The sequence below is a fragment of the Pseudomonas sp. GW821-FHT07G06 genome (genome assembly GCF_058986625.1).
Genome location: NZ_JBYSVW010000002.1, coordinates 640,581 through 656,669, shown reverse-complemented (window position 1 = coordinate 656,669; position 16,089 = coordinate 640,581). Strand labels below are relative to the sequence as shown.

Below are 16,089 nucleotides of genomic sequence, written 5' to 3'. Positions count from 1 at the left end.
CATCTGCTTGACGCTAGTCCCCGCTGTCGTAGACTCCGTTGATCCGAAAGGGAGTGCGGTCATGCGGATTTTCTGTGTGTTGGGGTTGGGATGGGTCCTCGTCGCGAGCGTTGTCCAGGCGCAAACGCCCGGGGCAGACGACCCGCTTGCGCAAATGGATGCAGGCGCCAGTGCTGCGACCAGCACCGAGGCTCGCGGTGTATTGCGCGCCCGGGACCAGGCCGTACTGGCCAGTGAGGTCCCCGGGCGGATTGTCGAATTGCCGTTCAGCGAGGGGGAGTCGTTCAAGAAGGGCGACACCCTGGCGCGGTTCGATTGCTCGGCCTATCAGGCGCAGCTCAATGCCGCTCAAGCGGCCAGCCGTGGCGCAGGTGAAGAGCTGGCGCACAACCGGCAACTGGCCGCGCTGAATTCGGTCGGGCGTTTCGAAGTGGCACGTGCCGAGGCCAAGGTCAGCGAAACCCAGGCGCAGTCCCAGGTGTATCAAGTGCAGGTCAAGCGTTGCAGCGTGCTGGCGCCGTTCGATGGCCAAGTCGTCGAGCGCAAGGTGCAGCGCTATGAAAGCGTTCCTGCCGGTGCGCCATTGCTGGACGTGGTCGATAATCGCACCCTGGAAATCCATCTGCTGGTGCCCTCGCGCTGGATGGCCCGCCTCAGGCCCGGCCAGACCTTCAGTTTTGTTCCCGATGAAACCGGCAAGCCGTTGGACGCGACGGTCAAGCGCCTGGGCGCGCGAATCGATGAAGGCAGTCAGACCTTGCTGCTGGTGGCCAGCGTGCCCGATGCCAGCGGGTTGCTGGCGGGCATGAGCGGCACGGCGCATTTCGCGGAGTTCAAGTGAACGCGCCGGTGAGCGGCGGTGCCGAGCAGGTATTCGCACGTTTTCTTGATCTGGAGCGCCAGACCCGCGCAGCCCAAACGCCCGCCCAATTGGCCTACAGCCTGGTCAATGATGGCCAGGCACTGTTTGGCTTTCGCCATGCGGCACTGTTGATCGCCGGGAAGGTGCAGGCCGTGACCGGTGTCAGCGCGGTGGAACCGAATTCGCCGTTTGTCGCGTTCGTCGAGCAGGCGGTGGCGCAGTTGTTCAAAGGCGAGCAGTTGCAGCAGGCGCGGGTCATTGCCGCCGATGTCCTCAGCGAATCACTGCAGGCGGAGTGGCAAAGCCTGTCGGCTGCGCAGGTGTTCTGGCTGCCGCTGATCGATCGGCAGGGCGAAGTGTTCGGCGGGTTGTGGCTGGCCCGGGATGTTCCGTGGAACCCTGCCGAACAAGTGCTGCTGTCGCAACTGAGCGATACTTACAGCCACGCCTGGCAGGCGTTGCAACCGCGCAAGCCATGGCGCCTGCGCTGGACGCGCAAACGCCAGGCATTGCTGGTGGCAATGCTATTGCTCGGGCTGTTGACCCCGGTGCGCCAATCCGTTTTGGCGCCGGCCGAAGTGGTGCCGCTGGGTGGTCGGGTGGTGGCGGCGCCGCTGGACGGTGTGATTGCCGAATTCCTGGTCAAACCCAACCAGACGGTGAAGACCGGCGACCTGCTGCTGCGCTTCGAAAGCACCACGCTCAAGGCTCAGGCCGATGTCGCCGGACGCGCCCTCGGGGTTGCCGAGGCGGAACTCAAGGCCAACTCCCAGCGCTCGTTCGCCGATGCCGAGTCCAGCTCGAAACTGGATTTGCTGGCCGCCCGGGTCGAACAGAAACGCGCCGAGCGTGACTACGCCCGTGAACTGCTCAAGCGCAGCGAAGTGCGCGCCGAGCGCGATGGCATCGCGGTATTTGCCGATGCCGAGCGCTGGACCGGCAAGCCCGTGCAGACGGGCGAGCGGCTGATGGAAATCGCCGATCCGGCTCAGGCGCAATTGCGTATTGAACTGGCCGTGGGCGATGCGATTTCCCTGGAGCCCGGCGCCGAGGTCGCCTTGTTCCTCGACAGTGACCCACTGCAACGGCACCTGGCCAGACTCGAACGTTCGGCTTATGAAGCGCAGCCCACGGCGGGCGGGCAGTTGGCCTATCGCCTGGATGCGAATTTCGACGCGAAACCACCACGCATCGGTTTGCGCGGTACGGCGAAAATCTTCGGTGACCGGGCGCCGCTGGCGTTGTACCTGCTGCGTCGACCGCTGGCGGGTTTGCGTCAGAGCGTGGGCCTGTAAATGAGCCTGCCCGGCCTGCGTGCCGACCTGCAATTGTCCCCGGCAGCGCCGGCACTGGACGGTGCGCCCTGCTGGACGCTGGCCGACCCGGTGCGGGGGCGTTACTTCAAGCTCGGTACCACGGCCATGCGTTTGTTGCGCCACTGGTCGTTGGGTGAACCCGAGCAAGTCCTGCAAGCGGCCAATCGTGAGCCGGGACTGGCACTGGACGCTGCAGATCTTGAGCAGTTGCTGGTGTTCTTGCGCAGCCACGACCTGATTACCGCCCTCGATCCCCAACAGCGGGCCAGTTATAGCCTTAAAGCGGCTGCCCAGCGTCAGAGCCTGTGGCAGCAGCTGCTGCATCAATACCTGTTTTTTCGTATTCCGCTGTGGCGTCCCGAACGTTTTCTCAACCGTGCCTGGCCATGGCTGGAGCGCTTTGGCCCGCGGGCGCTACGCTACGGATTGCCCGCCGTGCTGGGGTTGGGGGTGTTTCTGGTGTCGCGGGACTGGCAGCGGTTTATCGCGACCTTTCCGCATTTGTTCAGCCTTGGCGGCGCATTGGCGTTCGGCGTGGCCCTGTTCTTCGCCAAGCTCTGCCACGAATTCGGTCATGCGTTCATGGCCAAGCGCGCCGGGTGCCGGGTACAAAGCATGGGCGTGGCGTTCATGGTGCTGCTGCCGATGTTCTATACCGATGTCAGCGATGCCTGGCGGGTCAATGATCGCAAGGCCCGGTTGCTGATTGGCGCGGGCGGTGTGCTGGCCGAGTTGCTGTTGGCATGCTTGGCCTTGCTGGCGTGGTCGTTGCTGCCCGACGGGCCGGCTCGCACCGCAGCATTCATGCTCGCCAGTGCTACGTGGATCACGACGTTGGTGGTCAACCTCAACCCGTTCATGCGCTTTGACGGTTATTTTTTGCTCAGCGATTTCTGGCAGGTCGATAACCTGCAAGGCCGGGCGTTTGCCTTGTGTCGCTGGCGCCTGCGCGAATTTTTGTTCGGCTACGGTGCCACGGCGCCGGAGCCTTGGCCGCCGTCAATGCAACGGCGTTTGCTGATCTGGGGGTATGGCTCGTGGTTATGGCGCGCGGCATTGTTTTTCGGGATCGCTCTGGCGGTCTACCACCTGTTCTTCAAGGTGTTGGGGATCTTCCTGATGCTGGTGGAACTGGTGTGGTTCATCTTCCTGCCCATCATGATTGAATGGCGTCAGTGGTGGAGCCGCCGCGAGCAGGCGCATGGGCCGCGGGTGCTGCTCAGCAGTCTGGCGGTGCTCGGGCTGTTGTTGCTGCTCATCCTGCCGTGGCGCAGTGCCGTCGAGGTGCCGGCCATGCTCGAAGCAGGACGGGTCAGCACCCTGCATGCGCCAGTGGCGGCCCGGATCAAGGCGGTGAATGTGCAGGACGGGCAGGCGGTGGCCCAGGGCGATGTCCTGATCGAACTGGAATCCCCTGATCTCGATTCGCACCAGGCCATCGCGCGCCGGGAAATCGAGATTCAGCAGTTGCAGATGCGTCGTCAGGCCAGCCGCAGTGAAACGGCTTCCGATGCCGGGATCGTCGAGCAGCGCCTGGCCGAAGCGGTCGCGGAATACCGGGGGCTGGCGGCTCAGCGCGAGCGTTTGCTATTGCGCGCCCCCCATGCCGGCACTGTGCGCGATCTGCTGCCGCAATGGGCGGTGGGTCGCTGGCTATCGACCCGGGAGCCGCTGGCCCGGGTTGTCGAACGGGGTGTGCGCTTGCGCGGTTATCTGGCCGAGGCGGAGCTCTGGCGCGTGGCACCGGGTGCCACCGGACGGTTTATCGCGGACGATCCGATGCACCCGGCGATTGCCGTGCAACTGAGCGAAATCGATACCAATGGTGCGGCGTTTGTCGATCAGGAGGCGCTGACTTCCGATCACCACGGGCCGATTGCCGTGCGCCGCGATCAGTATCAACGGGCCGAGCCGGTACAGGCGCAGTACGGTGCGCGGTTGATGACCCTCGAACCGGCGCCGCCGCCGGTGCAGCCATTGCGTGGCGTGGCAGTGTTGCAGGGCAGCGGCGAGTCGTTATTGGGGGTCGCCTGGCGGCGCATGGCGGCGCTGGGGGTCAGGGAAAGCGGTTTTTAAGGAGAGCGACGATGGCGAACAACAGTGCTGTGGCAGCCGAAGGTTTGGTGGTACGGCCTTCGCTAGTCAGTGACGGGCCTTTTTTGCAGCGCCTGTATCAATCGGCCCGACCCGACCTGCAATGGATCGACGACAGCGTGGAGGTGGTCGAGCAGGTTGTGGCCCAGCAGTTCCTGGTGCAGGAGCAAGGTCTGGGTGAAAACTTCCCCAATGCCATGCATTACGTGGTTGAGAAGCTTGGCACTGCGATCGGCGCGTTGAGCACTGATTTCGGGGCGAACGAGATTCGCGTGTTGTATCTGGCCTTTATCCCGGCGGCGCGGGGGCAGGGGTATGGGCGGGCGGTACTGCAGGGGGTGCAGAAAGCCGCCCAACAGATTCGTTGCCCGGTGGCGACGGTGGTCTGGGCCAGCAATCCCCATGCACTTGGGCATTACCTGGCCCTGGGCTTTGCAGTGCAGGAATACAACGTCGCGGCACAACGGCTGGTGTGGTATCCGCAAGGCTGAAGGCACTGCGAGCCAGAAAAGGGTCAGTTGAAGGCGATGTAGAAGTAGCCTCGCTGCGGATCACGTCCCATAGACGGCACCCGGGAAACGAAAATGTTTTCCACTTTGCCCAGTTCCGGCAATTGCAGCGTGCATAACCCGTCCACAAAATCGGTCGGGACCAGGCTGTTGAGCTCGACACTGAATGGCATGCGCTCACTGTTGCGCATGCGGGCACGGGGTGAGTCCTCAAGGTGTTCGATCTGTACCGACAATTCGCTGCCGTCGGGCAGGCGTAGGGCGACGGTCTGACCCAGCAGGGTCTGGAAATGATGGCTTTGAACCGCTTGCAACATGATCAGGCTCCGAAAAGTGAACAGTGCCGGGGGCGCGCGGCCCCCGACGAACCCTCAGCCACGCGATGGAAAATACCCTTGCAGGGCGATGCTGAAGTTGATGACCAGGAACGGGTTCATCACGCTCATGGGCTGGGTCCCGCCAGTGGAGGCAATCTCACCGGTGACGGTGGTGCTCACGCCCTGGAGCGTCACCGCTGTTGTCCCTTGTTGATCCGAATAGATATTCGCCGTCCCCGGTCCGCCACTTGAAGCGCCGATGAACGAGTTGGTTGCCGTTGGCACGTTCACGGGATTGCTCGCAGGGTTGGCCAGTTGCAGGGTGGTGGTGGCGGTCAGTCCGGACATCTGGTGGGTGTGGTTAGGCATGTTGCCGATGGTCGCGGTGACGTTTTCGGTTCCGGAAATCTCGCCAATGGTGCGCGTGCTGAGATTGGTGCCGGTGCCCTGGGCCATCGGTAATCGACCTTGCAGGTTGGGTAGCATGAAGGTGGTCTGGCCGTTGCCGCCGTAGTTCACGCCAATCAGCGAGAACAATGCACTCCATTGCGAAATGCTTAACGTCTGGCCATTGCAAAGGGCCCAGTTCTGGGGGGCGAAATCAAAGGCGAAAGGCTGGATAGTGCCGATAAATACTTCCATGAATCCTCATCCTTCAGGTTAGTGGTTGGCGCGCCACGCGGCTGCCAGACACTGGGGGTGTCGACTCCTTTTCCTTACGTGGCTCGGTCACGCCACGCCACAGCGTAGTCGTAGATTGTGGGTGTCGTGGCGATGCTGTGTTTGCCCGATGGACGCACTCCCCAAGGCTGTCATCGTTAAAACCCTTCATTGGTTGCGCAAAGCTCGGTAACAAGTCGGTTTAGCTTCAAATTGATATCAAAACACCACTAGTCGAAGCTTCATCGATCAACTACGCTTTGTCCTACAAAAGGACTATCAAAACGGTGAAGGGACTTGCACCATTTTCATTTCATTTCCGGTTTGCCGCGCTCGGGCTCGACCCTGCTTTCTGCAATCCTGTTGCAGAACCCGCGTTTCCATGCCGGAATGACCAGCCCCGTGGGTTCCCTGTTTTCCGGTGTTCTGGACCAGTGCAGCGCCGGCAGCGAGTTCGGCGCGGTGATCGACATCGACATGCGCCGCCGCCTGTTGCGCGGTCTGTTTGATTCCTTCTACGCCGACAAGGCTGACAAACCGGTGGTGTTCGACACCAATCGTCTTTGGAGCGCCAAGCTGCCGGCCATCAACGATTTGTTTCCCAAGGCCAAGGTGATTGCCTGTGTGCGCAACGTCGCCTGGATCATGGACAGCATCGAGCGTCTTTACCGCGCCAATCCCTATGAAAACACCAAGCTCTTCGGCGATGCCGTAGAGCGCAACACTGTCTACAGCCGTTGCGAAACCCTGGCCCAGCGCAATCGCCTGGTGGGTTTTGCCTGGGCGGCGCTCAAGGAAGCCTATTATGGCGAGCATGCCGATTCCTTGCTGATCATCGACTATGACCTTCTGACCCAAGCGCCTGATCGAGTGATGCGGCTGGTCTACGAATTCATCGACGAACCCTGGTTCGAACACGATTTCGACAACCTGGCCTACGATGCACCGGAATTCGATCAGGCCCTCGGAGTGACCGGTCTGCACAAGGTCAGACCCAAAGTTGCCGTACAGGCCCGGCGCACCATCCTGCCGCCGGATCTGTTCAAGCAATACTCAGACTTGTCCTTTTGGCTCGATGGCTCTGCCAGCGCCGCCAACGTCATTCGTATGAAGTCCGACGCCGCGAACATTTGATCGCGGCGTTTTTCATTGATGCGTTACGTACATTCGTTCGAGTTCGGGTGAGCAGCATGTGGTGGACCATTTTCGGTGGGGCAAAGGCAAAGTCACGGGTAACCGAAGGCCAGCGGACGCCAGCGGCGCCCATGATCATGTCCCTGGAACCGCGCATGCTGTTCGACGGTGCCGTCGCCGCCACGGTGGCCGATACCGCCGCCCAGGCCGACAGCCATTCCACAGCCGATGCCGCCAAGGCGCCGACTGCCGATCACCCGACGGCGAGCAAGGATACCCATGGCCAGGCCGATGCCACACCGGCGGCCAGCCCCGTTGCGGTGCCGGGGCAGAGCGTGGTGTTCGTCGACTCCCGGGTGAAAGATGCCGACAGCCTGCTCACAGGCGTCGCCCCCGGGACCCAGGTCGTGAAACTGGACGCGGGCAAGGATGGGCTGCAACAGATTGCCCAATACCTGGATCAGCATCAGGGCATCAGCTCGGTGCAGATCATCGCTCACGGTAACGCCGGCGACCTGTGGCTGGGCGACAGCTATCTGTCGGCCGACAACGTCGCCGACCGCAGTGCGGTGCTGGCGGAGATCGGCAAGGACATCAACGCCGGCGGCGACATCCTGATCTACGGCTGCTACACCGCCGAAGGCGAGCGTGGCCTGAGCTTCGTCGATTCGCTGGCGCAAATGACCGGCCGCGATGTAGCGGCTTCGAACAACCGCACGGGTATTGGCGGTGACTGGGATCTGGAAATCGTCACCGGCAACATCGAGAGCGCCAATGTCCTCTCGACCACGGCCATGAGCGACTATCAGTGGGGCCTGGCCACCTGGACCGCCACCAACAACGCCAATACCGGCGTCGGTTCGTTGCGCGCGGCGATCGCCTCGGCGCAGAACGGCGATATCGTCACCTTCAGCAGCGGCATGACGGTGCAGCTGACGTCCGAGTTGCTGATCAACAAGAACATCACCGTTGATGGCGACTTGAACAACGACGGTGCGGCCGAAGTGATTCTCGACGGCCAGTACAGGACTCGAGTGATTGAAGTGACGTCCGGCAGCACCGTGACCCTCGATGGCCTGGTGATCACCCGTGGCCTGGTGTCGGGTACGGGTGGCAACGGTGGCTACGGCGCCACGGGCGCGATGGCCGGGGGGATTTTCAACGCCGGGATTTTGACCCTGAAAAACGTTACCGTGACCTCCAACGCCGCTTCCGGTGGCGGTGGCGGCGGCGGTGTCACCGGCGCTTTTTACGGAGGTGGGGGGGGCGGTGGCGGCGGTTTGGGCGGCCAGGGTGGCGGGCATGGCGGTTCGGCAGGGCCGGGTACCGGCACATTGGGCGGCCAGGCGGGCGGCGGTGGCGTCGGCGGTTACGGCGGCGGTTATGACGCCACCCACATGGGCGGGCGCGGCGGTACCGCCACTGGCGGGGCTGGCGGCATAGGCGTTTCCTATTACAGCAACGGCGGTAACGGTGCGACGGCCACCAATGGCACGATTTCCATTGGCGGTGGTGGCGGCGGAGCCGGTTGGGACAAGGTGGGTGGCGCCGGTGGCAATGCGGTGGGCGGGATCTACAACGCCAGCAGCGGCACCCTCACCATCGTCGGCACCTCGACCATCAGTAACAACATCGGCGCTGGTGGCGGCGGTGGCGGTGGCGGTGGCCAGGGCAGCAATGCCAGCAATGGCGGTCTGGGCGGCAAGGGCGTCGGTGCAGTCTGGAACAAGGGCACGCTGCTGATCACGGCCGCCAACTTCGCCGCCCTGGCGGGTAATGCCGCGGCCAGTGGTGCTGGCGGCGTCGCATTGGGCGGGGGTTCAACCGGCACCTCGCCAACCTCCGTAGCGACAATCTACAACGACGGCGGCAACCTCAACACCGCCTATGCACCGCCGCCGACCGCGACCATTGTGGTCGCTGACTCCACACTGAGCATCGGCGAAACGTCCCTGGTGACCATTACCTTCTCCGAGGCAGTGACCGGTTTCACCAATGCGGATCTGACCATCGCCAACGGCACCTTGACCGCGGTCAGCAGCGGCGATGGCGGCATCACCTGGACAGCAACGTTCACGCCGTCCGCCAGTATTTCCGATACGACCAACGTCATCACCCTGGACAACACCGGGGTGATAAACGGTCTGGGCACCGCCGGTGTCGGCACCACCAACTCCAACAACTACACGGTCGACACCGTACGCCCGACCGCCAGCATCGTGTTTGCCGACACGGCGCTGAGAATCGGCGAAACCTCCCTGGTGACCATCACCTTCAACGAAGCGGTCACCGGCCTCACCAACGCCGACCTGACGATTACCAACGGCACCTTGACCTCGGTGAGCAGCGGCGATGGCGGCATCACCTGGACGGGGACTTTCACGCCGAGCGCGAGCATCACCGACACGACGAACCTGATCACCCTGGACAACACCGGGGTCAGCGACCTGGCGGGCAACGCCGGCAGCGGCACCACCGACTCCAACAACTATGCGATCGACACCGTGCGGCCAACAGCAACCATCGTGGTGGCGGACACGGCGCTGAGAATCGGCGAAACCTCGCTGGTGACGATCACCTTCAGTGAAGCGGTCAGCGGTTTCACCAACGCCGACCTGACGATTGCCAACGGTACGTTGACCTCGGTGAGCAGCAGCGACGGTGGCATCACCTGGACCGCCACATTCACCCCTTCCGCGAGCATCAACGACTCGACCAACCTGATCACCCTGAACAACACCGGGGTCAGCGATCTGGCGGGCAATGCCGGTAGCGGCACCACCGATTCGAACAACTATGCGATTGATACGCTTCGTCCGACCGCAACCATCGTGGTGACGGATACTGCGTTGAGAATCGGCGAAACCTCACTGGTGACAATCACCTTCTCCGAGGCCGTGAGCGGTTTCACCAACGCCGATCTGACCATTACCAACGGCACGTTGACCTCGGTGAGCAGCAGCGACGGAGGCATCACCTGGACCGCCACCTTCACGCCCTCCGCGATCATCAGCGACACGACCAACCTGATCACCCTGGACAACACAGGCGTGGTTGATCTGGCGGGCAATGCCGGCAGCGGCACTACCGACTCCAACAACTATGCCGTCGACACCGTGCGCCCGACGGCCACCATCGTGGTGACGGACACGGCGTTGAGAATCGGCGAAACCTCATTGGTGACGATCACCTTCAGTGAAGCGGTCAGCGGTTTCACCAACGCCGACCTGACCATTGCCAACGGCACGTTGACCGCGGTCAGCAGCAGCGACGGCGGCACCACCTGGACGGCAACCTTTACGCCTTCCGCGAGTATCAATGACACGACCAACCTGATCACCCTGGACAACACCGGCATCGCGGATCTGGCGGGCAACGCCGGCAGCGGCACCACTGATTCCAACAACTACGCCATCGACACCGTGCGTCCGACCGCCACGATTGTGCTGGCGGATACAACACTGACAGCGGGCGAAACCTCGCTGGTGACCATCACGTTCTCCGAGGCAGTGAGCGGATTCACCAACGCCGACCTGACCATTGCCAACGGCACCCTGACTGCGGTGAGTAGCAGTGACGGCGGTATCACCTGGACCGCGACCTTCACGCCAACCGTCGGCGTGAGTGACCCGAGCAACGTCATCACCCTGAACAATACCGGTGTGGCCGACATCGCCGGCAACACCGGCAGCGGCACCACCAGTTCCGGCAACTACACCATCGATACGGTGCTGCCGACAGCCACCATCGTGGTCGCCGACAATGCGTTGAAAATCGGTGAAACGTCACTGGTGACCATCACTTTCAGCGAAGCCGTCAGCGGTTTCTCCAATGCCGACCTGACCATCGCCAACGGCACGTTGAGCGCGGTGAGCAGCAGCGATGGCGGCATCACCTGGACTGCCACCTTCACCCCGACCGTCAGCATTACCGACGCTACCAACCTGATCACATTGGACAACACCGGTGTGCAGGCTGCCGGCACCGGTAACGTGGGCAGCGGCACCACCGATTCCAACAACTATGCGATCGACACCGTGCGGCCAACGGCAACCATCGTAGTGACGGACACGGCGCTGAGAATCGGCGAAACCTCGCTGGTGACCATCACCTTCAGTGAAGCGGTCAGCGGTTTCACCAACGCCGACCTGACCATCGCCAACGGCACCCTGACTGCGGTGAGCAGCAGCGACGGCGGCATCACCTGGACGGCGACCTTTACACCTTCCGCGAGTATCAATGACACGACCAACCTGATCACCCTGGACAACACCGGCATCGCGGATCTGGCGGGCAACGCCGGCAGCGGCACCACTGATTCCAACAACTACGCCATCGACACCGTGCGCCCGACCGCCACGATTGTGCTGGCGGATACAACACTGGCAGCGGGCGAAACCTCGCTGGTGAGCATCACGTTCTCCGAGGCGGTGAGCGGATTCACCAACGCCGACCTGACCATTGCCAACGGCACCCTGACTGCGGTGAGCAGCAGTGACGGCGGTATCACCTGGACCGCGACCTTCACGCCAACCGTCGGCGTGAGTGACCCGAGCAACGTCATCACCCTGAACAATACCGGTGTGGCCGACATCGCCGGCAACACCGGCAGCGGCACCACGAGTTCCGGCAATTACACCATCGATACGGTGCTGCCGACGGCGACCATCGTGGTGGCCGACAATGTGTTGAAAATCGGTGAAACGTCGCTGGTGACCATAACCTTCAGCGAGGCCGTCAGTGGGTTCTCCAACGCCGACCTGACCATCGCCAACGGCACCTTGACCTCTGTCAGCAGCAGCGATGGCGGCATCACCTGGACCGCGACCTTCACCCCGAGCAGCGCCATCACCGACTCCAGCAACGTCATCACCCTGGATAACAGCGGCGTGCAAAACGCCTCGGGTAACGCCGGCAGCGGCACCACCGATTCCAACAACTACGCCATCGATACCGTACGCCCGACAGCCACCATTGTGGTCGCGGACTCGGCGCTGGCGGTGGGTCAGACATCGGTGGTGACTATCACGTTCTCCGAGGCGGTGACTGGCTTTACCACGGCCGACCTGACGGTGAGCAATGGTACTCTGAGCAATCTCAGCACCAGCGATAACATCACTTATACCGCGACCCTGACGCCGACGGCGGGCATCACTGATGCAACCAATCTGGTCACACTGAACAACAGCGGTGTGCAGGATGCAGCGGGTAACACCGGCAGCGGCACCACCAACTCCAATAATTTCGCCGTCGACAGCCAGCGCCCGACGGCCACCATCGTCCTGGCGGACGCGACCCTGAGTGCCGGCGAAACTTCACTGGTGACGATCACCTTCAGCGAGGCGGTGACCGGTTTTGACAACAGTGACTTGAGCATCGCCAACGGCACGCTGAGCGCAGTGAGCAGCAGCGACGGCGGGATCACCTGGACCGCGACGTTTACGCCAACCGCAGGCATAAGTGACGCCAGCAATGTCATCACCCTGGCCAATACCGGCGTGACCGACATAGCCGGCAACACCGGCAGCGGCACCACCAATTCCGGCAACTACACCATCGATACGGTGCTGCCGACGGCGACCATCGTGGTGGCCGACAATGCGTTGAAAATCGGTGAAACGTCGCTGGTGACCATCACGTTCAGCGAAGCCGTCAGCGGTTTCTCCAATGCCGACCTGACCATCGCCAACGGCACCTTGACCTCCGTCAGCAGCAGCGACGGCGGCATCACCTGGACCGCGACCTTCACCCCGACCAGCGCCATCACCGACACCGGCAACGTCATCACCCTGGACAACAGCGGTGTGCAAAACGCCTCGGGCAATGTCGGCAGCGGCACCACCGATTCCAACAACTACGCCATCGACACCCAGCGCCCGACGGCGACCATCGTGGTGACGGACACGGCACTGAGCATCGGCGAAACCTCGCTGGTGACGATCACCTTCAGTGAAGCGGTCAGCGGTTTCACCAATGCCGATCTGACCATTGCCAACGGTACGCTGAGCACGGTGAGCAGCAGCGACGGCGGCATTACCTGGACTGCAACCTTCACGCCTTCGGCGAGCATCAACGACACGACCAACCTGATCACCCTGGACAATACCGGGGTCAGCGACCTGTCGGGCAACGCCGGCAGCGGCACTACCGACTCCAACAACTATGCCATCGACATGGTCCGCCCGACCGCCACGATTGTGCTGGCCGACCCGATGCTGAGTGCCGGTGAAACCTCGTTGGTAACCATTACCTTCTCCGAGGCGGTGAGCGGTTTCGACAACGCCGACCTGTCCGTTCCCAACGGCACGTTGAGCGCGGTGAGCAGCAGCGACGGCGGCATTACCTGGACGGCGACGTTCACGCCGAACGTTGCGATCAACGACACGACCAACCTGATCATCCTGGACAACAGCGGCGTCACCGATCTGGCGGGCAACACGGGTACCAGTACGACCAACTCCGCCAATTTCACCATCGACACCGTGTTGCCGACCGCCACCATCGTGGTCGCCGACAACGCCCTGAACGTCGGCGAAACCTCGCTGGTGACCATCACGTTCAGCGAAGCGGTGACCGGCTTCAGCAACGCCGACCTGAGCATCGCCAACGGCACGTTGAGCGCGGTCAGCAGCAGCGACGGCGGCATCACCTGGACGGCGACCTTTACACCCACCGCCAACATCACTGACGCCAGCAACCTGATCACCCTGGACAACAGCGGCGTGCAGAACACCTCCGGCAACACCGGAAGCGGCAGCACCGATTCCAACAACTACGCCATCGACACCCAGCGCCCGACCGCCACCATCGTGGTCGCCGACAATGCCCTGAACGTCGGCGAAACCTCGCTGGTCACCATCACCTTCTCCGAGGCAGTGACCGGTTTCACCAACGCCGACCTGATCATCGACAATGGCACCTTGAGTGCGGTGAGCAGCAGCGACGGCGGCATCACCTGGACGGCCACCCTGACACCGTTGGCGGCTATCACCGACACCAGCAACCTCATCCAGCTCGATAACAGCGGTGTTCTGGATGCGGTGGGCAATGCCGGTAGCGGCACCACCGATTCGAACAATTACGCGATCGACAGCCAGCGCCCGACCGCCACTATTGTCATGGCCGACACCGATCTGCGTCCCGGCGAAACCACCCTGGTGACCATCACCTTCAGTGAGGCGGTCAGTGGTCTGGACAGTTCTGATTTGAACGTCGCCAACGGCACCTTGAGCGGGTTGAGCAGTAGCGACGGTGGCGTTACCTGGACCGCGACTTTTATCCCGACGGCCGCGATCACCGACACCACCAACCTCATCACTCTGGACAACACCGGTGTCACCGACACGGCAGGCAACGCCGGGAGCGGGGTGACCAACTCGGCGAATTACCTGGTGCAAACCAGCGTGCCGACCGCCAGCATCGTGATCGCCGATACGGCGCTGAAGGCCGGCGAAACGACCCTGGTGACCATCACCTTCAGTGAGGCAGTCAGCGGATTCAGCAATGCCGACCTGACCATCGCCAACGGTACGTTGAGCAACGTCAGCAGCAGCGATGGCGGCATCACCTGGACGGCGGCCTTTACGCCAGCCTCGAACGTTACCGACGCCAGCAACCTTATCACTCTCGACAATAGCGGCGTGGCCAATGCGTCGGGCAACACGGGGTCGGGCACCACCGACTCGAACATTTTTGCCATCGACACCGCACTGCCGACCGCGACCATCGTGGTTGCCGACTCGCAGCTCGGCATCGGCGAAACCAGCACTGTGACCATCACCTTCAGCGAAGCGGTGAGCGGTTTCGACCTGTCGGATATCAGTGTTGCCAATGGCACGCTGTCGAACCTGAGCAGCAGCGATGGCGGCGTGACATGGACCGCGACCCTGACGCCGACTGCCAATGTCAGCGATGCAACCAACCTGATCGTGCTCGACACCGGTCGCATGCAGGACGCCGCCGGCAACCTCGGCGCAAGTATCGCCATCTCCAACAACTACGCGCTCGATGCGACCCGGCCGACGGTGAACATCGTGGTTGCCAACCCGAACCTGGGCATCGGTCAGACCACTACGGTGACCTTCACCTTCAGCGAGGCCGTCAGCAACTTCGATCTGTCTGATTTGAGCGTGACCAATGGCGACCTGAGCAATCTCGCCAGCAGCGATGGCGGCAAGACCTGGACCGCGACGTTCACACCGACGGCCAATGTCACCGACCCAAGCAACTTCATCGCGCTGGACACCGGCAACGTCACCGATCTGGTGGGCAACACCGGCAACACGGTCGCGGTGTCGAACAATTACACACTCGACAGCGAGCTGCCGACCGCCACCGTGGTAGTCGCCAATCCAGACCTGGGTGTGGGCCAGACCTCGCAGGTGACCATTACCTTCAACGAAGCGGTCAGTGGTTTTGATTTGTCCGATATCAGTATTGCCAACGGCACCTTGTCCGACCTGAGCAGCAGCGACGGCGGCAAGACCTGGACGGCGATGCTGACGCCGACCGCCAACGTCAATATCGTGAGCAATGCGATCAGCATCAACCGCGCCGGTATCAGCGACATGGCCGGCAACAGTGGCAGCGGTGTGAGCCAGTCCGACAACTTTGTCATCAACACGGTGCCGACCTCATCGGTTGTCGTCGTAACGGTAGACCCCGAGTTCCAAAGCAGCACCCCGGTGACGCTGGCCGATGTGCCTAACGTGCCGCTGCAACCGACCATTTTCACGCCTCCGACGGGCAACCTCACTTCACCATTGACCTTCCAGCCGTTGTTCGAACAACGGGTGATCGGCAATGGTATCCGGCCGTTGGGCGATATTTTCATGAACCACGGCGCATTGACCCCGAGTTTCATTGCACAGGTTTTCACCAGCAATGACAGCGGAGGCGATGGCTCGGGGCATGGTTTCCTCGGTTTCGGTGGCGGCGATGGCGGCGTGTTCAGCACCAGCACGCTGTCGAGCTTGTTCAATCAGGACAGCAGTGCAGAGCGCGATTCGTTGAACGCCTTTGGCAGTCAGTCGATCAAGTCCGGCGATGTTTCTCAGGGCCTGCGCGGGGTATTTGGCGCACCGACCCTGGGTCAGCAATTGCAACAACTCAAAGACAGCGAGCAGCAGCAGGTCGACAAGCTGGCCGCCGCTCTGAAGCTGGCCGGCATCAGCGAAATGCAGGCCTGATGAAAACTT

8 protein-coding genes are annotated in these 16,089 nt (G+C 62.3%); 6 read left to right on the top strand and 2 right to left on the bottom strand.

Annotation, left to right across the window (positions count from 1 at the left end):
• Nucleotides 1–61 precede the first annotated feature (61 nt).
• From AC3WJW_RS06505 to AC3WJW_RS06490, 4 genes are read left to right on the top strand one after another with little or no spacing between them, the layout of a single operon-like run.
• Nucleotides 62–841 carry an efflux RND transporter periplasmic adaptor subunit gene (locus tag AC3WJW_RS06505; protein WP_493725503.1) on the top strand — a complete coding sequence of 260 codons (780 nt, stop codon included), beginning with the start codon at nt 62–64 and terminating at the stop codon, nt 839–841.
• On the top strand, nt 838–2,157 hold the full coding sequence (locus tag AC3WJW_RS06500) for an efflux RND transporter periplasmic adaptor subunit (protein ID WP_493725502.1): 1,320 nt from the start codon (nt 838–840) through the stop codon (nt 2,155–2,157). Before AC3WJW_RS06505 ends, AC3WJW_RS06500 begins: the two co-directional genes overlap by 4 nt.
• Nucleotides 2,158–4,254, top strand: a complete 2,097-nt coding sequence (locus tag AC3WJW_RS06495) for an efflux RND transporter periplasmic adaptor subunit (RefSeq protein WP_493725501.1) — start codon at nt 2,158–2,160, stop codon at nt 4,252–4,254. It begins immediately after the preceding gene.
• 11 nt (nt 4,255–4,265) lie between these two features.
• Nucleotides 4,266–4,763, top strand: coding sequence for a GNAT family N-acetyltransferase (locus AC3WJW_RS06490; RefSeq protein WP_493725500.1), 498 nt, complete (start codon nt 4,266–4,268; stop codon nt 4,761–4,763).
• 23 nt (nt 4,764–4,786) lie between these two features.
• On the opposite strand, the gene AC3WJW_RS06485 is transcribed toward AC3WJW_RS06490, so the two are convergent.
• Entirely contained in the window at nt 4,787–5,098 is a 312-nt protein-coding gene (locus tag AC3WJW_RS06485) for a DUF6916 family protein (RefSeq protein WP_102702420.1), read from the bottom strand.
• Nucleotides 5,099–5,152: 54 nt separating this feature from the next.
• On the bottom strand, nt 5,153–5,740 hold the full coding sequence (locus AC3WJW_RS06480) for a phage tail protein (protein WP_493725499.1): 588 nt from the start codon (nt 5,738–5,740) through the stop codon (nt 5,153–5,155).
• A 315-nt stretch (nt 5,741–6,055) separates the two neighbouring features.
• Between AC3WJW_RS06480 and AC3WJW_RS06475 the strand changes: the two genes are divergently transcribed.
• Complete coding sequence (locus tag AC3WJW_RS06475) at nt 6,056–6,892, top strand: sulfotransferase family protein (protein WP_493725498.1); 837 nt, start codon at nt 6,056–6,058, stop codon at nt 6,890–6,892.
• 155 nt (nt 6,893–7,047) lie between these two features.
• Nucleotides 7,048–16,080 (top strand): Ig-like domain-containing protein, encoded by a 9,033-nt coding sequence (locus AC3WJW_RS06470; RefSeq protein WP_493725524.1) that lies wholly within the window; start codon nt 7,048–7,050, stop codon nt 16,078–16,080.
• Nucleotides 16,081–16,089 lie beyond the last annotated feature (9 nt).

Bases quoted from the DNA above. Each gene is read 5' to 3' on its own strand.
- AC3WJW_RS06490 (WP_493725500.1), top strand. From the start codon at position 4,266: ATGGCGAACAACAGTGCTGTGGCAGCCGAAGGTTTGGTGGTACGGCCT.
- AC3WJW_RS06480 (WP_493725499.1), bottom strand. From the start codon at position 5,740: ATGGAAGTATTTATCGGCACTATCCAGCCTTTCGCCTTTGATTTCGCC.
- AC3WJW_RS06470 (WP_493725524.1), top strand. From the start codon at position 7,048: ATGCTGTTCGACGGTGCCGTCGCCGCCACGGTGGCCGATACCGCCGCC.
- AC3WJW_RS06495 (WP_493725501.1), top strand. From the start codon at position 2,158: ATGAGCCTGCCCGGCCTGCGTGCCGACCTGCAATTGTCCCCGGCAGCG.
- AC3WJW_RS06505 (WP_493725503.1), top strand. From the start codon at position 62: ATGCGGATTTTCTGTGTGTTGGGGTTGGGATGGGTCCTCGTCGCGAGC.
- AC3WJW_RS06485 (WP_102702420.1), bottom strand. From the start codon at position 5,098: ATGTTGCAAGCGGTTCAAAGCCATCATTTCCAGACCCTGCTGGGTCAG.